This window comes from Myxococcus faecalis, from assembly GCF_050039385.1.
GTDB lineage: Bacteria > Myxococcota > Myxococcia > Myxococcales > Myxococcaceae > Myxococcus > Myxococcus fulvus.
This window is the reverse complement of sequence record NZ_CP144336.1, coordinates 2,334,908-2,353,566: the sequence shown is the minus strand read 5'-3', so window position 1 is coordinate 2,353,566 and position 18,659 is coordinate 2,334,908. Positions and strand designations below refer to the sequence as shown.

The 18,659-nt window shown below is 71.1% G+C and carries 13 protein-coding genes; 7 read left to right on the top strand and 6 right to left on the bottom strand.

Annotated elements, in window-relative coordinates; translation table 11 throughout:
• Nucleotides 1-167 precede the first annotated feature (167 nt).
• The 3 genes from VZQ01_RS09215 to VZQ01_RS09205 all read left to right on the top strand — a co-directional run bounded on the left by VZQ01_RS09215 (nucleotide 168) and on the right by VZQ01_RS09205 (nucleotide 5,078).
• On the top strand, nucleotides 168-1,814 hold the full coding sequence (locus VZQ01_RS09215) for a serine hydrolase (RefSeq protein ID WP_426747587.1): 1,647 nt from the start codon (nucleotides 168-170) through the stop codon (nucleotides 1,812-1,814).
• A gap of 199 nt (nucleotides 1,815-2,013) precedes the next feature.
• Nucleotides 2,014-2,355, top strand: coding sequence for a PadR family transcriptional regulator (locus VZQ01_RS09210; protein ID WP_223785471.1), 342 nt, complete (start codon nucleotides 2,014-2,016; stop codon nucleotides 2,353-2,355).
• A 17-nt stretch (nucleotides 2,356-2,372) separates the two neighbouring features.
• Nucleotides 2,373-5,078 (top strand): ABC transporter permease, encoded by a 2,706-nt coding sequence (locus tag VZQ01_RS09205; RefSeq protein WP_426747585.1) that lies wholly within the window; start codon nucleotides 2,373-2,375, stop codon nucleotides 5,076-5,078.
• A 7-nt stretch (nucleotides 5,079-5,085) separates the two neighbouring features.
• Here the strand turns inward: VZQ01_RS09205 and VZQ01_RS09200 are convergent, their stop codons facing one another.
• Nucleotides 5,086-5,952 (bottom strand): hypothetical protein, encoded by an 867-nt coding sequence (locus tag VZQ01_RS09200; RefSeq protein WP_408891311.1) that lies wholly within the window; start codon nucleotides 5,950-5,952, stop codon nucleotides 5,086-5,088.
• 105 nt (nucleotides 5,953-6,057) lie between these two features.
• Nucleotides 6,058-6,828, bottom strand: a complete 771-nt coding sequence (locus tag VZQ01_RS09195) for an SDR family NAD(P)-dependent oxidoreductase (RefSeq protein ID WP_426747584.1) — start codon at nucleotides 6,826-6,828, stop codon at nucleotides 6,058-6,060.
• 124 nt (nucleotides 6,829-6,952) lie between these two features.
• On the opposite strand from VZQ01_RS09195, the gene VZQ01_RS09190 reads away from it, so the two are divergent.
• Nucleotides 6,953-7,384: a winged helix-turn-helix transcriptional regulator gene (locus VZQ01_RS09190; RefSeq protein ID WP_223750247.1), complete on the top strand. Its 432-nt coding sequence runs from the start codon at nucleotides 6,953-6,955 to the stop codon at nucleotides 7,382-7,384.
• On the opposite strand, the gene VZQ01_RS09185 is transcribed toward VZQ01_RS09190, so the two are convergent.
• Nucleotides 7,362-9,188, bottom strand: coding sequence for a retropepsin-like aspartic protease (locus tag VZQ01_RS09185; RefSeq protein WP_426747583.1), 1,827 nt, complete (start codon nucleotides 9,186-9,188; stop codon nucleotides 7,362-7,364). The two genes, VZQ01_RS09190 and VZQ01_RS09185, sit on opposite strands and share 23 nt — an antisense overlap.
• Complete coding sequence (locus VZQ01_RS09180) at nucleotides 9,185-10,015, bottom strand: TrmB family transcriptional regulator (RefSeq protein ID WP_426747582.1); 831 nt, start codon at nucleotides 10,013-10,015, stop codon at nucleotides 9,185-9,187. The genes VZQ01_RS09185 and VZQ01_RS09180 overlap by 4 nt, the downstream gene beginning before the upstream one ends.
• A gap of 211 nt (nucleotides 10,016-10,226) precedes the next feature.
• Between VZQ01_RS09180 and VZQ01_RS09175 the strand changes: the two genes are divergently transcribed.
• Together VZQ01_RS09175 and VZQ01_RS09170 are read left to right on the top strand one after the other, a co-directional pair.
• On the top strand, nucleotides 10,227-11,153 hold the full coding sequence (locus tag VZQ01_RS09175; RefSeq protein WP_426747580.1) for a DUF808 domain-containing protein: 927 nt from the start codon (nucleotides 10,227-10,229) through the stop codon (nucleotides 11,151-11,153).
• A gap of 96 nt (nucleotides 11,154-11,249) precedes the next feature.
• Nucleotides 11,250-13,499, top strand: coding sequence for a S41 family peptidase (locus VZQ01_RS09170; protein WP_426747579.1), 2,250 nt, complete (start codon nucleotides 11,250-11,252; stop codon nucleotides 13,497-13,499).
• Nucleotides 13,500-13,515: 16 nt separating this feature from the next.
• Here the strand turns inward: VZQ01_RS09170 and VZQ01_RS09165 are convergent, their stop codons facing one another.
• Nucleotides 13,516-14,508 carry a DUF2268 domain-containing putative Zn-dependent protease gene (locus VZQ01_RS09165; RefSeq protein WP_426747578.1) on the bottom strand — a complete coding sequence of 331 codons (993 nt, stop codon included), beginning with the start codon at nucleotides 14,506-14,508 and terminating at the stop codon, nucleotides 13,516-13,518.
• 831 nt (nucleotides 14,509-15,339) lie between these two features.
• Here VZQ01_RS09165 and VZQ01_RS09160 point away from each other — a divergent pair.
• The gene (locus tag VZQ01_RS09160) at nucleotides 15,340-17,073 is read left to right on the top strand and encodes an FG-GAP-like repeat-containing protein (protein WP_426747577.1); all 1,734 of its coding nucleotides are present in this window, start codon (nucleotides 15,340-15,342) and stop codon (nucleotides 17,071-17,073) included.
• 49 nt (nucleotides 17,074-17,122) lie between these two features.
• Here the strand turns inward: VZQ01_RS09160 and VZQ01_RS09155 are convergent, their stop codons facing one another.
• Nucleotides 17,123-18,577: a radical SAM protein gene (locus VZQ01_RS09155; protein WP_426747576.1), complete on the bottom strand. Its 1,455-nt coding sequence runs from the start codon at nucleotides 18,575-18,577 to the stop codon at nucleotides 17,123-17,125.
• Nucleotides 18,578-18,659 lie beyond the last annotated feature (82 nt).

Here is an 18,659-nt window from a genome sequence, read left to right as displayed (position 1 = left end):
TCCAGGATGATTTATATATGCCGTATATAAAGTCAACGTGAGGCCCCGCTTCGAGGGTGCGCGCCGCGCAACTGGACTTCGGGACGTTGCGCGGGTGCCTGCTGCCTCCCACCCTCCGCGCGGCCGGTTCGTCGAAACCTCTTCGACGTCAGACCGAGGAGGCCGACATGGCGCAGGACGATGTGAACGGCTCGACACCGGGGTTGCCGCGCAGGGCGGTGTTGCGGGGGCTCGGCGCCGCGGGTGTCGGGGTGGCCGTGACGGGAGGACCCTCGATGGCCCAGGCCGCCGTGCCCGCGCAGGTCTCTCGTGGGGCCACGGCCGCGCCGGTACCGGCGTGTGGCGAAATCACCGCGGAGGGGGTGACACGCGCGCTGGCGGTGCTCGAGGACATCATCAAGAAGGACAAGGCGGCCACCACCGTCCCGGGCATCGCGGTCGCCGTGGTGTACGACGGCGTCGTCCGCTACCTGAAGGGCATCGGGGAGAAGCAGGCGGGAGTCGCGGGTGACGTCGACCCGGACACCGTCTTCCAACTCGCCTCCGTCTCCAAGCCCTTGAGCTCCACGGTGATTGCGGCCGCCCTGACGCGGCAGTTGTCCAAGGGGCAGGGCTGGAACGACACGCTCCAGTCGCTGCGCCCCGGCTTCACCCTGGCGGACCCGTGGGTGGGCCAGCACGTCACCGTCGCCGACATGTTCTCGCATCGCAGCGGCCTGCCGGACCATGCGGGCGATCTGCTCGAGGACCTCGGCTACACCGGCGAGCAGATCATCTCGAAGCTCGCGCTGTATCCCCTGTCACGCTTCCGCGACACGTATGCCTATACGAACTACGGGCTCACGGCCGGCGCGGTGGCGTTCGCCGCGTCCACGGGGCGCTCGTGGGGAGACCTGGCGCGCGAGGTGCTCTTCGCTCCCTTGGGGATGACCAGCGCGAACTATTCCTTCGCGGAGCTGCAGGCGAGCAAGAACCGCGCGGCGCTGCACACGCTGGTGAACGGTCGGTGGACGCCGGACCTGGGCGCGAACAATGACGGCCAGGCGCCCGCGGGGGGCGCCAACGCGTCGGTGCGAGACCTGGCCCGGTGGCTGACGATGCTGCTCGCGGGCGGCGTCGTCCCGGGCCTCCAGGGGCCGCTCGTGGACACCGCGGGCCTGCAAGCCATCTGGCGCCCCCAGAGCGTCACGCATGGGCCCGAGGAGCTCGGAGGTCGCAGCGGCTTCTACGGCCTGGGCTGGAACGTCGACTACGAGAACACCGGGGAGCTGCGGCTGAGCCACTCGGGGGCCTTCGGGCGCGGCGCCGCGACGAGCATCCTCCTGTACCCGTCGAAGAAGCTGGGCATCGCCGTGCTGACGAACGCGGACCCTCGGGGACTGCCGGAGGCCATCGCCGCCGAGTTCGTGGACATCGTCCGCTACAACGCCTCGACGCGGAACTGGCTCGCCTACCTGGGGCCCATCGTGTCCGAGCCCGTCACCGAGGACCAGACGAAGTACTCGCGGCCCGCGGTGAATCCGACGCCGCCGCGAAACCTGGGCGCCTACGTCGGCACGTACCCGAACCGCGTCTACGGCGACCTCACCGTGTCGCTCCAGCAGGGCGTGCTGTCCTTCACCGTGGGGCCCGCGGGCAAGCGCTTCCCGCTCATGCACTACAGCGGCGACGAGTTCTTCTTCCAGACCACGGGAGAGAACGCCTCCGGGTTCTCCGGCGCCATCTTCACCTTCGCGCGCAACCGGGCCGCCTCGCTGACCATCAACGCGTGGAATCGCGACAAGCTGGGCGTGTTCACCCGCCGGCAGGCATGACGCGGAGGGCAGGCGGGCGGGCCCGTTGGCTGCACGCCGGTGCCCGTTGGCTGCACCCGCTCGGAGGCGGCCGGGTTCGGGCGTAGACTCCGACGCCGCGTGGCGCATGCGCAGCTCGACGCCCTGCGCGCCGACACCCGCTCCCCTTGACGTTCTAGGGGAGCGGCGTTATCTACCCCTAGACATTCTAGGGGACACGATGCAGACCGAGCTGCTGCAGGGCACGTTGGACATGCTCATCCTCAAGACGCTGACCGGCGGGCCCATGCATGGCTACGCGGTGGCGAGCTGGCTCCAGCGCACGACGGATGACGCGCTGCGGGTGGAGGAGGGCTCGCTGTACCCGGCGCTGCACCGCATGACGAAGCGGGGCTGGGTGAAGGCGGACTGGGGTGTGTCCGAGAACAACCGCCGCGCGAAGTTCTACACGCTGACGGCGGAGGGCCGCAGGCAGCTCGCGCAGGAGGCCTCCTCCTGGGAGCGGATGACCGAGGCCGTGTCGAAGGTGCTCCAGGCCCGGCCCGTGATGCAGGGCGCCTGAGGAAAGGACCGCGTCCCATGCGCTGGATGAAGGACCGCTATCACGCGCTGCGCGCGCTCGTGCGTCGCGGGCAGCTGGAGGACGACGTGGCGGAGGAGCTGGAGTTCCACCTCGCCATGCGCACCGAGGAGTACGTGGCCCGGGGAATGACCCCCGAGGCGGCGCGCGCGGAGGCGCTCGCGCGCTTCGGTGATGTGAAGACCTACCGCGAGGAGACCCACGTGATTGACGAGCGCATGGCACGACAGACGCGCCGCACGGAGCTCTGGGACATGGTGGCGCGCGAGACGCGCCAGGCGCTGCGCTCGCTGGCGCGCAGCCCGTCCTTCGCGGTGATGGCGGTGCTCACCCTCGCGCTCGGGTTGGGGGCGACGACGGCGCTGTTCTCCGTGGTGGACGCGGTGGTGCTGCGCCCGCTGCCGTACGCGGACCCGGAGCGGCTGGTGTGGCTGGACAGCCCGGTGCCGAGGCTCGCGCCGGAGGCCCGGTGGGACCTGTCCGTGGCCGGCTACCACCACTTCCAGAAGGAGGCCCGCGGCTTCGCGTCCCTGGGGGCGCTCGACACGTCCAACGGCAGCCTCGCCGCCGAGGAGGGCGCGCTGCGCGTGGACGTGGCGCTGGTGTCGGCCAGCCTGATGGACGTGCTGCGCGCGCGGCCCGCGCTCGGCCGCATCATCACCCCGGAGGTGGATGTGCCCGGCGCGCCCCGCACCGTGGTGCTCGGCTACGACTTCTGGGTGCGGCAGTACGGCGCGGACCCGAAGGTGCTGGGCACGTCGATACGGCTGGATGACGAGCCCACGGAGGTCATCGGCGTCATGGCGCCGGGCCTCCACCTGCCGGATGACACCGTGGACCTGTGGCGGCCGCTGCAACTGGACCCGACGAGCCCGCCGGAGAACTCGCACTGGGTCCGGGCCGCGGGCCGGCTGAAGGACGGCGTCACGCTGGAGCAGGCTCGGGCCGAGCTCGCCACGCTGACCACGCGCCTGCCGGAGCTCTTCCCGCTCGCGTACACCGAGAGCTTCATGCGGGACACGGGCTTCACCACCCGGGTGTCGCCCCTGGCCCGGCACGTGGTCGGGGACGCGGACCGCGTGTTGTGGATCCTCCTGGGCTCGGTGGCGCTGGTGCTGCTCATCGCGTGCGCCAATGTCGCCAACCTCTTCCTCGTGCGCTCGGAGGCGCGCTCCCGGGAGCTGGCGGTGCGCACCGCGCTGGGCGCCGGCCGGCGGGACCTGGCCTGGCATGCGCTCACGGAGAGCCTGCTGTTGTGTGGCGTCGCCGCCGGGCTGGGGCTCGTGCTCGCGCACGGGGCGCTGAGCCTGCTGGTCTCGATGGAGCCCTCGGGGCTTCCGCGTCTGCGGGAGATTGGCCTGGACTGGCGCGGCGGGGTGTTCGCCGGAGGGCTGGCGCTGCTGGCGGGCGTCGTCTTCGGGCTCTTCCCGCTGCTCGGGGGGGACAAGGCGCTGGCGCGGCTGCGCGAGTCGGGTCGGGGGCTGACGTCCTCGCGCCGCAGCCAGGCCGTGCGCGGAGGGATGGTGGTGGGGCAGGTGGGGCTGGCGGTGGTGCTGCTGGCCGCCGCGGGGTTGATGCTGCGCAGCTACTGGACGCTGCACCGGGTGGACCCGGGGCTGGACTCGCGCGACGTGCTCACGTTCGACATCGTGCTGCCTCGCACGCGCTACACGGGCTACGACGAGGTGAACCGCTTCTACGGTGAGCTGCTGTCGCGCATCGAGGCGCTGCCCGGGGTGAAGAGCGCCAGCCTGTCCACGCACCTGCCGCTGGGCCGCTTCGGAGGCTGCGCCGCCCTGGCCGTCGAGGGGATGTCCCAGGAGCCCTCCAAGATGCCCTGCGTCACCACGCCCGGCGTGGCGCCCGGGTACTTCAAGGCCCTGGGCATCCCGCTGGTGCAGGGGCGCGAGCTGACGTGGGATGACCTGGAGCAGAAGTCGGATGGGGTGGTGGTGACGCAGGCGCTCGCCGAGCGGCTCTGGCCGGGGCAGGACCCGCTGGGCAAGGGCCTCCGGGGCAACGGCTTCGGTCCGCCGTTCTACAAGGTCGTCGGCGTGACGGGGCCGCTGCGGGCCCAGGGGTTGGACCAGGCGCCGTCGGAGGCGGTGTTCTTCCCGCTCGCGCCGGCCGCGGACCTGCCGCTGTGGGGCCCGCGCCGCTCGCCCGCCGTGGTGGTGCGCATGGCCACCTCCCGCCCGGAGTCGCTCACGCCCGAAATCCGGCGCATCCTGGCGCAGATGGACGGCACGGTGCCGCTGGCCAACGCGCAGACGATGGACCGCGTGCTGGCGAAGTCGCCGTCGGTGGCGCGGGCGTCCTTCACGCTGTTCCTGCTCGGCATCGCCGGGGGGATGGCGCTGCTCTTGAGCGCGGTGGGGCTCTACGGCGTCATCGCCTTCATCGTGGGCCAGCGGCGCGGGGAGATGGGCATCCGGCTGGCATTGGGAGCCCGCGCGGCGCAGGTGGCGGGCATGGTGGTGCTCCAGTCGCTGCGCTTCACGGGGCTGGGCATCGTGCTCGGGCTCTTGGGGGCGCTGTTGATGGGGCAGGTGCTGGGGGCGCTGCTCTTCGAGGTGAGCGCCACGGACCCGCTGGTGCTGGCGGCGGTGTGCGCGCTGCTCGCCGCCCTGGCGGTGGTGGCGAGCTTCGGGCCCGCGCGCCGTGCCGCGCGCGTGGACCCGGCCGAGGTGCTGCGCTCGGAGTAGCCTCCCGCTACTTCACTTCGATGAAGGCCACGGGCGCGCCGCCGTTGGACCAGGACAGCGCCTGGTCGCAGGTGAAGGCCCACTGGGCCGCGGCCCAGACGGGATAGAGGCCCGGCTGGGTGGGCGCGGTGAGCGAGAAGGTGCTGTTCGTGGCGCTCGTCGTGCCCATGCCATTGTAGATGCACGTCTTGGAGCCCTGGTCGATTCCGAAGACCAGCTGGGCCCAGCAGCCGGGGCAGCCGCCCGACCCCGGGTCGAGCTTGTAGTCGGTGGTGATGTCGACGCGAGCCCCCGGGAAGACGTTGATCTTGTGCGAGCTGTTCCCGTTCAGCCGGAGGTTGTTGACCCTGCCCCAGCTCCACTCCCACGGGTCGGCGTAGACGCCGATGAGCCCGAAGGCCGGTCCGCTCACCGCCGCCCCGAGCGCCGCGGCGCAGTCCGGCGCGCGCGTGTGATTGCCGTGCACCTTGTGGATGCCCGGGGTCGTGGGCGCGATGAGCTCCACGTCAGCGTGGCTCTGCACGGGACCGACGCCATCGAAGGCGCACGCGCCGGTGCCATCCTGCACCCCGAACACGAGCTGGTTGTTGCACCCGATGCACGGGTCCGCCCCCACGAAGTAGTCCGTGGACAGGGAGAAGGGCTTGCCCGGCGCCACCGCCACGGTGCGATGCCCCGACCCCAGGGACACGTCCGTCACGTTCGCGAACGGGGGCCAGTCGAAGGAGGTGGTGGGGGGGATGACCACGGCGCTCGCCGACTCGCCCAGCGTGGCCTCCGACTCCATTCCAGGCGGCGGTGCCGCCTCGCAGCCCACGAGCCCCAACCCCACCACGAGACTCCAGCTCCACAGCCTCGACGCGTTCAAGGACATACGTCCTCCGGGATGTGGTGCTTCGTCGACGGGGCCTGTTCCCCGTGCGCGAGCACCACACCTGGACGACGCGGGCCTGGGGTGTTTGTTATTTCGCGCGCGCCGTCAGAGCCGATAGCCGCCGGTGACCTCGATGCGCTGGCCGGTGACCCAGCCCGTCTCCGGCGCGAGCAGCATGGCGATGACACCCGCGACGTCCTCGGGCTGTCCCAGGCGCCCCATGGGCGTCTGTTCGATGACGGTCTTCTGGAGGACGGGGTCCTTCATGACGCCGCCGCCGAAGTCGGTGACGATGCCTCCGGGCGCGACGACATTCACCGCGATGCGCCGCGCGCCCAGCTCGACGGCGAGCGACCGGGTGAGCACCTCGAGGGCGCCCTTGGCCGCCGAGTAGACCGAGAGCCCCGGGAGGGTGTAGCGGGCCAGCCCCGTCGACACGTTGACGATGCGCCCACCGTCGGCGAGCAGGGGCAAGAGCTTCTGCGTCAGGAAGAAGGGGCCCTTGAAGTGCACGGCGAAGAGCTCGTCGAACAGGGCCTCGCTCGTCTCGACGAAGGGCGCGTAGCCGCCGACGCCGGCGTTGTGGACCAGGGACTCGAAGCGCTCGCGGCCCCACGTCTGCTTCAGGGCCTCGCGCACCTGGGACACGAAGGCGTCGAAGGTGTCCGTCCTGCCGACCTCCAGCCGCAGGGCGACGGCCTTGCGCCCCCGGGCCCGGATGGCCTGGACGACCTCGTCCGCCTCCTTGTTCCCCGAGCGGTAGGTGACGATGACGTCGCTGCCTCGCTCGGCGAGCGCCAGCGCGGCGCTCCGGCCCAGGCCCCGGCTGGAGCCGGTGATGAGGGCGATGGGGACCTGCCTGGTGGCTTCGGACATGGGCGTATTCCTCTCTCGTGCCGCGTGATTGCTGGCCTGAGTTGTAAATACGCCCCGTCCCGGGAACTATAGACCTTTTCCCCCTCTACGGACGTCTTCGTTCCCTAGGAACCCGGAGGTAACCATGCCCATCGTGAAGGAGCTCCCGCTGGTGCCCGCGGAGCGCGCGCTGAAGGTGATTGGCGGGCGCTGGAAGATCTTCGTCCTCTACTTCCTCTTCGAGGGACCCAAGCGGCTGTCGGAGCTGCGACGGGTGATTCCGGGCGTGAGCCAGAAGGTGCTGGTGCAGCAGCTGCGCGAGATGGAGCTGCACGGCGTCGTCGCGCGCGAGGTGTTCGCGGAGGTGCCGCCGCGCGTCGTGTACACGGCCACCGCGCTGGGGCTCAGCCTGCGGCCCATCGTGGGCGCGCTGTGTGATTGGGGCAAGCACCACGCCGCCGAGCTGCGCGCCCTCGACGAGCCGGCGCCGACGGGTGCGTCATCGAGGCGACGGGCACCCGCGACGCGTGCGGGTACCGCCGCCCGCCCGGCCGTCAGTAGTAGTCGCGCAGGGTGAGCCGGCGCTGATTGCCGCCCTTCACCGTGAGGACCACCGTCTGGCCGCTGGCGCGATACCGCCAGCTGGACCGCGCCTGGTTCGACGCGTCGGGGCCGAGCGGCTTGCCGTCGATGGCGACAATCTCCTCGCCCACCTTCCAGCCCGCGGCCTCCGCGGGGCTCCCGGGCGCGACCAGCTTCACCTCGAGCCGGCCCTCCGAGGAGGGGAGCACGAGCAGGCCGGACCGGTCCTTGCGGAAGGGCTGACGCAGCGCCCGCGCGTCGGGCACGAGCATCAGCGTGTCCGTCTGGTAGTCGGTGAGCATCCGGAAGCGCGCGAGGACGCCCAGGCCCAGGTTGCCGAGCAGCCGGTCCGAGGTGGAGATGCTGTTGCCGGCGTCGTCGAACACCGTGGGCACGTTTTCCAGCGTGACGCCCGCCAGCTCGATGCGCTTCAGCGTCGCCACGTCGCGCTCCCTCAGGCCGCCCACGGCGCCGGACAACGTCTTGGAGCTGGGCCGTCCCTCCAGCAGCCGGGCCTCCTCCCAGTACGCGGGGAAGAGCGAGAGCGCGCCGCCGTTGCCCACGTCGAACAGCACGGGGATGGCGGGCCGGCCCTCGATGGAGAGCTGCACCGCGCGCTGCCCGCCCGCGGACTCCACCAGCGGCAGCCGCACCGCCTTCGCGGGCGGCTTGAAGTGGGCGCGGTCGTGGAAGGCGACGCGCCGGTTCGGGAAGTCCACGTCCACCACGAGCTGATGGAAGGCCTCCTTGCCCAGGATGACGGGCAGCGGGTGTCCCAGCATCCGCGCGACGGGGGCCAGGTCGATGACCGCCACCGTCAACCCCGTCAGTCTGAGGTTGCCCATCCCGATGTCCACGCCCGACGCGAACTGGGCCTGCGCCTGTCCGCCGCTGCCCACCGCCGCGACCTGGCCCTCCGTCTTCAGCCCCAGCGTGCGGGCGTAGGCCGCGTCCACCACCGTCATCTCCGCGCCGCTGTCGAGCAGCACCTGCGTCGGCTTGCCGTTCACCCTGGCCGGGATGAAGACGCGGTTGTCGTCGAAGAACTCGAACGGGAGGAAGCCCGTGGTGTGGCGGCCGTTCGTGAAGCGCGCCTTGCGCACGTCCTGGGGACGCTCGAACACCGCGGGCGCGATGGGCACGTTGAGCTCCAGCGTCTCCACCACCGTGCGCGAGTCGGAGTCCGGGTTGTCGGTGAGCTCCTCCTCCAGGAAGGGCATGCGCACGCCCTCCACCTGCCGCCAGTCCCCCAGGCGCACGAAGCGCGTGACGTTGTTCTCGCGGATGCGCAGGCCGTGGAGCGCTCCAGTGGCGTCGTCGAGGAACAGGTCATAGAGGTCCTCGTCGCCGAAGGTGACGCGCACCACCTTCCAGGCGCGGCCATCCCGCGTCTCATCGGCGCGGGGCTCGAGCTTCGCGCCGTCGCCCCCTCGCAGCGCGGTCCCCAGCTCCAACGCCAGCTGGTGCCGCGCGTCGCGGGCGTCGGTGGGCGAGGCATCCTCCACCTGACCGCTGGCGTTGAGCTTCCAGCCGCCTTCGGGCGTGAAGGCCATCGAGTGGCGCACCACCCCGAAGTCCTCGTCGTGGCGGACGCGTCCGTCGCGATGGCTCCAGGACTCCATCGTCCCCTGGAGCCCGGAGGTCGAGGTCTTCCCCCGGACATGGAGGCTCTCCAGGCGCGTGAAGGCGTCCCCACCGCGCCACGCGAGGTGACGCGCGATGAGCGTCAGCGTCGCGTCCGCGGGGGCGGTGAGAGGGAGGAGCACGAGGGCCAACAGGAGCGGGAGCAGGGGTCTCATGGGGTGTTTCCGCGCTTGGGGGTGGAGGGCTGGCCCACGAGCTGCCGCAGTCCGGGCGGGCTCGAGCCGACGAGGGAGAAGGCGCGTGACAGCCGGGCGCGCGTGGCCTGGGGCGCGCTCAGGCGCACCTCCGCGGACAGCCCGCTGTGTTGCAGACAGGAGAGGTAGCCGCTGTCGCTCCAGATGGCCTGCTTGACGCCGGCGCCGTCGGGGGTGAGCAGCGCGACCAGGAACTCGCGTGCGTCGACCACGAGCGTGAGCTGCGCGCCCGGCCAGCGCTCGCGCACGAACTCCGCGTTGGAGGACAGCACGCAGTCGAAGGCCACCTTGGGCGTCTCGTCGTAGACGAGCCCCGCGATGGCCACGCCGCGCGCGCTCGCCTCCGTGAGGGCGGGGACGAGCGCGGTGAAGGGAGGAGGGAAGAGGTCGAAGAGCACCTGCTCGGTGGCCGAGGCAATCATCGCCCGCGCGCGCTCCATCACCTGCGCGGTGCTCTTCAGGTGGTAGATGCGGTCGTCCTGCGCGGGGGCGTGCAGCTTGCGCAGCGCGCTCGCCGCCTCGCTCCTGCGCGTCTCGAAGCCCCGCTGCAGCGCGGCGAGCACCTCGTCCGGAGGCACGGGACGAAACGAGCGCGGCTCGCCTTCCTCCACCAGCACCGCCCCCTTGTGCTCCAGCGACGCGAGCGCCTGGTAGATGCTCGGCGGCGCCTTCCCCAGCGCCTGCGCCAGGCGGTAGCCCGTGGCCGGCGCCCCCTTCAGCAGCTCGCAGTACACCCGCGCCTCGACCTCGGTGAACCCGAGCGCCACCAGCCCTTCCTCCGCGTTCATGGGGCTGTTATTACTCGGAGATAATAATAGTCAAGCCGATGAAGCGGCCCGGGGTGCTCGCCTGCCTTCCCGGGGGAGGACTTTCGCGTTCCGGGGCGCCTGCTTAGGGAGGTCCGAGGGCCCCGCGCGAAGCCGTGCCCCGGACTCCCCGCTGTGCTAATCCGTCCTGGCGGTACAGCGACGTCCCTCACCTCCCTCGGGAAGACACTTCATGGCCGGCAGCAGTCTGATTGCGCTCATCGACGACATCGCGACCATCCTGGATGACGTCTCCATCCTGACGAAGGTGGCGGCGAAGAAGACGGCAGGCGTGCTCGGAGACGACCTGGCGCTCAACGCCCAGCAGGTGACGGGCGTGAACGCGGACCGCGAGCTGCCGGTGGTGTGGGCGGTGGCGAAGGGCTCGCTGGTCAACAAGGCCATCCTGGTGCCGGCGGCGCTGGCCATCAGCGCGCTGGCGCCGTGGCTGGTGACGCCGCTGCTCATGGTGGGCGGCGCCTTCCTGTGCTTCGAGGGCTTCGAGAAGATCGCCCACAAGTTCCTGCACGGCGCGGAGGATGACGCGCACAAGGCGGAGCTGCGCGAGGCGCTGGCGAACCCGGCCGTGGACCTGGTGGCGCTGGAGAAGGACAAGATCAAGGGCGCGGTGCGCACCGACTTCATCCTCTCCGCCGAAATCATCGCGATCACCCTGGGCACCGTGGCCGCGGCGACCTTCGCCACCCGCGTCTCGGTGCTGGTGGGCATCGCGCTCATCATGACGGTGGGCGTGTACGGGCTGGTGGCCGGCATCGTGAAGCTGGACGACGCGGGGCTCTACCTCAGCCGTCAGGCCAGCGGCTTCCAGCGCGGCCTGGGCGCGGGCATCCTCCGCGCGGCGCCGATGCTGATGAAGTTCCTCTCCGTGGCGGGCACGGCGGCCATGTTCCTGGTGGGCGGCGGCATCCTCGTGCACGGCGTCTCCACCCTGCACCACATGGAAGAGTCGTTCACGGCCTGGGCCTCGTCGGCGCCCGGCGTGGGCAGCATCCTGGGCGGCCTGGCCCCCATGCTGCTCAACGGCGCGGTGGGTCTGGCCGCGGGCGGCGTGCTGGTGCTCCTGCTCACGCTGGGCCAGAAGCTGGTGAAGAAGAAGTAGCGGCGCGCGAAGCCCGGGTGGTTGCGTCACCCGTGCGAAGTCGGGTGAGCTGCGCGCAGGTCGCAAGCTCCACCCCGAGGTCGGGAGGATGTCCCGATGACGCGCGCGCTGCTCCAGCGAATCTCCCTGTGGTCCCTTGCCCTCCTGTGTCTCACGGGGGCGGCGCCGCCCGGTGCCACCACCGCCGACACGACCGAGGCCCTGCGCGCGGAGCGTCGGGTGCGGCTGGTGAAGCTGTGGGGCGATGTCCGCTTCCGGCACCCCTGGGCCTTCTCCATGCCCGCCGAGTGGGACGCGGCCTTCCTCGCCGCGCTCCCCAAGGTGGAGGCCTCGAGGGACGCGCGCGAGTACGCCGCCGCCGTGCAGGGGATGCTCGCGGTGCTCGGTGATCCAGCGACGCTGGTGGAACCCGAGACGCCCGTCGTCCGGAAGGAGCCCGCGCCGGCCCTGCGTCCGCTCAAGAGCTGGGAGAAGGACGTCCTGGTGCTGGACCTGCGCAACCTCCTGGGGCCGGAGGCGTTCGCGACCTTCCGCGAGCTGAGCACCACGCTCGACGCGGAGGCCGCCCGCGCGCGCGCGGTGGTGCTGGACCTCCGCATGCGCGGGCTCGAGCGCTATGGCGCCTCGTGGGTGGCGTCGCGGCTGCTGCCGCACTTCATCGAAGGCGAGCTGAGCGTGCCGGGGCTTCGCGAAGTGGCCCACGCGGGGCTGCGCGCGCAGGATGGCACGGACGGCACCTACCACACCGAGCTCGTCGCCTCCGCCAGTGAGCTGCTTGTGGGCACCCCGGGACGCAAGCCCGCGCGGCTCGTGTTCCTGGTCGATGAGGACTCCGCGCTCGATGTCGCCATCCTGGCCCTGCGCGCCCAGGGAAAGGCGCTCCTGGTGGCCGAGGGGCCGCTGAGCATCGCGTCCCTGAATCACCAGCTCCCCGTGCCGTTGGGCGAGGGCTTCCAGGCGCTGGTGAGCCTGGATGAGCCGGTGTTGCCGCTCGAGGCGGACGTGAAGCGGCCCGCGCGCGCGACGACGACGGGGCCCGACGAGGGGCTGCGGCAGGTGCTCGCGCTGGCGAACCGGCCTCCCAAGGCGGCGGCGGTGGCACTGTCTGCCAGGCCCGTCCCCGCCTGGCGCCCCGAGCCGGCGTATCCGGACGCGCTCCAGCCCTCGCGCGAGCTGCGGCTGCTCGCGGGGGCCAAGTTCTGGAGCGTGGTTCAATTCTTCTTTCCCTACCACTCGCTGCTGAGCCGTCCCTGGGAGGCGCGGCTGCCCGGGCTGCTCCAGAAGCTGGAGGCCGCGAAGGATGCGCAGGCGTATGCGCTGACGTTGGTCGAGGCGGCCACGTGGCTCGAGGACGGGCACGCCCAGATGCGAGGCCACCCCGAGCTGGAGCGCTTCTATGGCGCCTCGTTGCCCATCTGGCTCACCGACCTCGACGGAAAGGCCGTGGTGCTGGAGGTGTTCGTCCCGGAGGCCGTGCCGGGCCTGGCCGTGGGGGATGTCATCGAGACCTTCAATGGCGAGCCCTTCGAGGCGAGGGTCCGTCGCGTCACGCCCTACGTGGCGGCGTCGACGCCGCAGATGCTGCGGGACTTCCGCCTGCGCCGCGCGGCGTCGGCGCCGGACGGCACCGTGTCCACGCTGGGCGTGCGCGGGCCCCAGGGCTTGCGGGAGGTGAAGGGCACGCATCGGCGCGGGATTCCACCCCAGGCGCAGGTGGGGAGCCCCTGGCGGATGTTGGAGGGCAACATCGGCTTCGTGGACCTGGGGCTGCTGGAGGAGCAGCAGGTCCCCGCGATGTTCGAGGCGCTGAAGGACACGCGCGGCATCGTGTTCGACCTGCGGGACTATCCGCGCGGCACGATGTGGGCGCTCGGGCCGTACCTCGACGTGAAGGGCTCGCGTCCGTATGCCGTGTATGAGCGCCCGCTGGTGCGGGGCCTGCGTTCGAGCCAGCTGAAGTCCAGTGACGCCGTGCCGGCGCGCCCGGGCCCGAAGTACCGGGGCCGCACGGTGACGCTCATCGACGCGCGCGCCATCAGCCAGGCCGAGCACACGGGGCTCCTGCTGGCGGCCACCACGGACACCGTCTTCGTGGGCAGCCCCACCACGGGGACGGACGGAGACGTCACCCGGGCGCTGCTGCCCGGAGGGGTGGTCTTCTACTTCACCGGGCAGGCGGTGCTGCACGGCGACGGGCGGCAGCTCCAGAAGAAGGGACTGGAGCCGCACGTGAAGGTGCGGCCCACGCTCGCGGGGCTGCAGGCGGGCCGCGACGAGCTGCTCGAGCGCGCGCTCCAGGTGCTGCGCGAGGAGCCCGCGCCGAAGGCCGCCACCCGGAGGGAGTGAGGGCGGCGCCGCGTGGCTACTGCTGCAAGTAACCGGAGGCCTGGATGAAGGCCTTCACCGCGGCGACGTCGCCATAGTCGAGCTGAATCATCTCCCGGAGGGCCGCGCGCTTGTCGGCGGCCCGCGCGTGGTAGCCCCGGGCAATCTCGTAGCCCACGTAGTAGCCGAGGTCCGACACGCCGAAGGTGTTGGCGGGCGCGTTGTAGAGCCAGTCCGTCAGGGACGCGCCGTCCATCTGCGCGACGAAGTGTTCGCGGATGGCGTCCGCGTGCGCGGGGCCGTAGCGGTACATCTCCAGCGGGGGGCGCTTGCCGGTGACCTGCTCGGCGACGAACTCGGCCACGCCCTCGTAGACGACGCGCGAGGCGAGCACGTCCGCCATGTCTCGCTGCTGCGTGTGCACGTACTCGTGGACGTTGTTCTGGCCGTTGTTGTCGATGGGGCGCGTGGCGAAGAAGGCGCCCAGGCGGGTCTTCATCGGCTCGGGGAACTCGGACACGTCCACCGACTCGTCCGTGAGCGCAATCTCCGCGCCGATGAGCACCTTGTCGCCGAGCGTCGTGCCGCCGGTGCGCATGGCGCCGATGGCGTAGGTGATGGTGGCGGGCCGCAGCTCGGGATACAGCTTCCGCAAGGTGGCCAGGTCCTGCTCCAACGACGCGGCCGCGCTCCGGGCCCGCGCCGTCAGCGGGCGGACGGAGGCCCAGTACCTGGGATAGCGGGTGATGACGTCCGCGTAGGACTGGGCCGTGTAGTCACGCGCCTGCATCAGGGCGTGCAGCCCGGGGCTCCCCGGGTCGATGTAGAGGCGCTGGAGGAGGGCGGCGCGCTCGGCGACATCCGGGGTCGCCACCGCGGCGTCGTGGGCCACCCAGAAGCGCTCGATGTCCTCCGTCACCACGGCGGTGGACGCGGCGACGGTCGGGGATGCGAGGGACGTCTCGGGGGGCTTCAACGTGGGGGCGCACCCCATGAGGAGGGCCGCCAGTACCGCTGTTCTCCACTGCATTCGGTGCTCCAGGAATCCCCCCAAGGTGATGTCCCTATACCCGGGCCGCCCTGTCTCCGCATTCGCGCACCGCGCTGTCCATGCGAATCGTGACGGCTGTGTCGGGAGTTCCGTGGTCTTCTGCCCCGAGAACCTGGAGGCGACACGTTGGTGAGCAAGCGACTGAGGGGCGGCCTGAGTCTGTGTGCGTGGGGGGTCTGCCTCGCCTGTGGTGACTCGACGTCGGAGGACGCCTGTGATGGCCCGCCGCCGGGCGGTGCCTCGGCTATCGAGTGCAGGGCCGGGTGCGGCTACCAGTGCGGACAGCAGTGCGCGGATGTCTGCGCTGCGGGAGGTTGCTGGTCCTGCTCGGCGGGGGCGTGGAGGAACCAGCCCATCGACTGCGTCCCCACGTGCCCCTGATGGGCACGGCCGCCACGGACGCTTCACGGAGACGGAAGCTGAAGCCCACCGCGAGGAGCACGCCCATCGCGAGCCCCAGCAAGAGGCCCAGGCTCAACCGGGCGAAGCCTCCGCCCGCGCTCAGGGCGCCGCCCAGTGTTCCGCCGACGGTGGATGCAACCCACAACAGGCTCAGCATGTCCCACAGGCTCACCATGAATGACCTTGGCGCTGCGAATCATGGCCCCTGACCCGGGTCTGATTCAGCGCGCGGTGTGAGTGAAGCGGGATGCGCTGTGCAGGGAAGGGGGCGGCGTGCCCTCCGCCGCACATTCCCTGTGCCATGCGTTGCACGCCTCGCACCTGTCCTCCTCGTGGCGCGCATGGGCATATGGCTTGCTCCGCTGTCCGTCCATGGCTGGCCGGGGCTCTTCGAACAGGGACGGAATGATGCTTCAAGTGCATGCGCGCGGCTTCGTGGCCACGCTGCTGGTGGGATTGCTCGGGGTGTGCGCGGGTTGTGGCTCCAGCGGTGGAGGCGAGGGGCCTCCGCCGAAGCCGGAGCCCGAGGTGACGGTGCCGGGCGCGCCGACGGAGGTCCAGGCGCAGGCCGGTGTCCGCTCCGCGCAGGTGAGCTGGAAGGCGCCCGCCTCGAACGGTGGCGGCGCCATCGTGAAGTACACGGTGACGGGCACCGGCGGCGTCACCACCACCACGACTGGCGCCACGACCGCGCTGGTGGCCGGGCTCGCCGACGACACGAGCTACACCTTCCACGTCCGCGCCACCAACGCCGCCGGTGACGGGCCGGAGTCGGGCTCCTCGGCCCCCGTGACGACGCTGGCCCTGCCGGGCGCCCCACGCATCCTCGAGGTCTTCCCCGGGAACTCGACGCTCCAGGTGAGCTGGGCGCCGCCCGACTCGGATGGAGGCGCGAGGGTGCAGTCGTATGTCGTCGAGCTCCTCGATGCCGCCACCCCGCGCTCCGAGGCGACGCTGAGCACCAGCGTGCTGCTCACCGGGCTGACGCCGGAGACGGAGTACCAGGTCGTCGTCCGCGCGGTGACCGCGGTGGGGAAGGGGCCGCCCTCGGCGCCTCGGCTGTCGAAGACCCGGTGTGACAACGTCGGCTGGACGAAGCTCCCCCAGGTCGCCGTGGAGGCGGAGCTCCGGGGACTGGTCGCGGGGGACTTCGACAAGGACGGGAAGCCGGACCTCGCCGGGACCCGGATGACCGAGAGGACGGTGGCGAGCTACCTCGGACAGGGCGAGGGGCGCGTGCGCAAGCAGGGAGAGTTCGGCGTCGGCGCGGACCCGCAGCAGGTCCTCACCGGCGACTTCAACAACGACTCGCTGCTGGACGTGGCGGTGCTCAACACGCGCAGCCAGACGGTGAGCGTGCTGCCCGGGCTCGGCAACGGCGACTTCGGCGAGGGACGCAGCACGCTCACCGGCGCGGGGCCGTGGGCGATGACGACCGCGGACTTCGACGGTGATGGGAACCTGGATGTCTTCACCGTCAATACGAGCCTCTCGACGGGCAGCTCGACGCTGAGCTGGATGCGGGGGAATGGGTTCGGTGCGCTCACCCGGCAGGACTTCAACCTCCCCTTCGCCGCGCTCACCGTCACCACGGCGGACTTCGACGGGGACGGACACCTGGATGTGGCGCTCCCCGCGTCGCTCGTCTCCGACGTCTACGTCTACTTCGGCTCGGGAGACGGCAACTCGTTCCGCTCGGGCGCTCGCTACTCCGCCCAGAACCAGCCCAGGCACGTGGCGGCCGCTGACTTCAATCACGATGGCCGGGCGGACCTGTTGGTGACGAGCAAGGGAGATTCCTTCAACGAACCCGAGGTGAGCGTGGGGCTGGGCCGAGGCAACGGCACGTTCGATGCCGCGAAGCGCTTCCCCGTGCTGGGTGAAGTGGGCGCGCTGCTCGTGGCGGACTTCGACCAGGACGGCCACCTGGATGTCGCGGTGACGCACGACGAATCGAAGACGGTCAGCTTCCTGCGCGGCCTGGGAGATGGCTCGTTCGCGGCGAGGAGGGACGTGGTGCTGGACGCCATGCCGCGCGGGCTCGCGGCCGGGAACTTCAGCGGCGGTGACCGGCTGGAGGTGATGGTGAGCCAGGTGGGCTCGACGTCCCTCACGCTGCTGTCGACGACCTGCCTGCCGTGACACGACGCCTCGCTCCGGTACCGCGTGTGTCGGAGCGGGGAGCGCGGCTTCAGCCCATGTGGCTGCCTTCCCCCTCCTTGTCCCACTGACGTCGCAGGGCGAGCATCGGGTGGGCGAGCAGCCCCGCGATGGAGTCCGCGTAGAACATGCCCTCCGGCGTGAGGTGCGCGACCTGGCCTTCCCTCCGGAGGAGGTGCGCCTCCTCGAACAGCTCGAAGCTCGCCGCGAAGTCCTCGAACGGACTGCTCCCGAAGACGCGCTCGTACGCGGCGCCGTCAATCCGGAGCCGGGCCAGGTTGCGCGTGAGGTGCAGCAGGCTCAGGTCCAGGGGGAGGTAGCCGAACGTGGTGGCGACCGCGCGCTGGTACTCGGTCATGGCGCGGCTGTAGCCCTCGCTCGTCGGTTGGTTCATCCACTTGAGGGCGCGGAGCAGGAGCTTCGGGTTCCCGCAGGTGAAGGTGGAGATGGCGCCCGGGCCGAAGCCCAGCGCATCCCGGCGCTCGGGGTCGAAGCTCGCGAGCTCGTAGACGAAGCGCCGGGGCGTGCTCGCGACCTCCGCCCGCTCGAAGTTGGTGAGCGTGGTCTGCACATAGCCCTGCGCGAGCAGCAGGTCCCGGACGGCCAGCCAGGTCCCCACGGCCTGGTCCCCCGTGGGCATCGCGTCGAGCAGGCCCACGTTCCTCGCCCACACGGTGGGGAGCTTCTGCGTGAGGACCAGGTTGTAGACGCAGACCTGGTCGAGTCCGAGCGCGACGGCTTTGCGCACGTCCTCCAGCGCGTGCTGGACCGAGGTCCCGGGCAGGTTGAAGAGCAGGTCCGCGGAGATGGTGAACCCGCGTCGATGCGCGGCCTCGATGACCCGACGGATGTCACCCTCGTCCCCGAAGGCGTCACGCCCCATGCGCTTCAGCCAGCCCGGGTCGAAGGTCTGGACGCCCATGCTCAGCCGACGGTGCCGGACGCCGGCGCCCGCCAGCAGGTCGAGGAGGGCCTCGTCATGGAGCAGGAAGTAGCGGGGGACGCCCTCGAGCGTGAGCTCCGCGCCGCGCAGGTCGAAGGACGTCCCGAGGGCCTCCAGCAGGCGCTCGAACCCGTCGGGCGGCGTCAGGTTGGCCGTGCCTCCGCCGAAGTAGACGGCGTCGATGGTGCGGGCCCTCAACGACGGATGTCGTCGGACCGTGCGCTCGATTTCGATGGCGACCTGCTCGACGGTGCGCCGCATCGGCGTATTGGCGAGCTTCTCGTGGGGAAAGGTGCAGAACCCACAGCCCTTCACCTTGGGGTTGCAATAGGTATGGGGAAGCACGCCGATGATGAGTGACCGGGACGGGTCGACTTCGAACTCGTGGAGTGGGTCATGCGCGGGTTCCACCTCCTCCAGGACCGGGGCCATGGGGTAGCCCTGCAGCAGGCGGTGTCGCTGGGGGCGCGACATCCTGCGTCGCAGCTCGAGGCTCAATTCCTCCCGCGACATCTCGGGGCTGGGAAAGGGGGCGGGGCTCACGTGACATCCTCCTGGATGACGACGAAGAAGCGCTGATGCCGAGCAGGGGAACAGGTAACCCCCACGGGCCTTTCGCGCCAGG

Excerpts from the sequence above, each read along its gene's own strand:
- VZQ01_RS09185 (WP_426747583.1), bottom strand. The coding sequence starts at position 9,188 with ATGAGACCCCTGCTCCCGCTCCTGTTGGCCCTCGTGCTCCTCCCTCTC.
- VZQ01_RS09160 (WP_426747577.1), top strand. The coding sequence starts at position 15,340 with ATGCTTCAAGTGCATGCGCGCGGCTTCGTGGCCACGCTGCTGGTGGGA.
- VZQ01_RS09215 (WP_426747587.1), top strand. The coding sequence starts at position 168 with ATGGCGCAGGACGATGTGAACGGCTCGACACCGGGGTTGCCGCGCAGG.
- VZQ01_RS09200 (WP_408891311.1), bottom strand. The coding sequence starts at position 5,952 with ATGTCCTTGAACGCGTCGAGGCTGTGGAGCTGGAGTCTCGTGGTGGGG.
- VZQ01_RS09165 (WP_426747578.1), bottom strand. The coding sequence starts at position 14,508 with ATGCAGTGGAGAACAGCGGTACTGGCGGCCCTCCTCATGGGGTGCGCC.
- VZQ01_RS09210 (WP_223785471.1), top strand. The coding sequence starts at position 2,014 with ATGCAGACCGAGCTGCTGCAGGGCACGTTGGACATGCTCATCCTCAAG.
- VZQ01_RS09180 (WP_426747582.1), bottom strand. The coding sequence starts at position 10,015 with ATGAACGCGGAGGAAGGGCTGGTGGCGCTCGGGTTCACCGAGGTCGAG.
- VZQ01_RS09190 (WP_223750247.1), top strand. The coding sequence starts at position 6,953 with ATGCCCATCGTGAAGGAGCTCCCGCTGGTGCCCGCGGAGCGCGCGCTG.
- VZQ01_RS09175 (WP_426747580.1), top strand. The coding sequence starts at position 10,227 with ATGGCCGGCAGCAGTCTGATTGCGCTCATCGACGACATCGCGACCATC.
- VZQ01_RS09195 (WP_426747584.1), bottom strand. The coding sequence starts at position 6,828 with ATGTCCGAAGCCACCAGGCAGGTCCCCATCGCCCTCATCACCGGCTCC.
- VZQ01_RS09170 (WP_426747579.1), top strand. The coding sequence starts at position 11,250 with ATGACGCGCGCGCTGCTCCAGCGAATCTCCCTGTGGTCCCTTGCCCTC.
- VZQ01_RS09205 (WP_426747585.1), top strand. The coding sequence starts at position 2,373 with ATGCGCTGGATGAAGGACCGCTATCACGCGCTGCGCGCGCTCGTGCGT.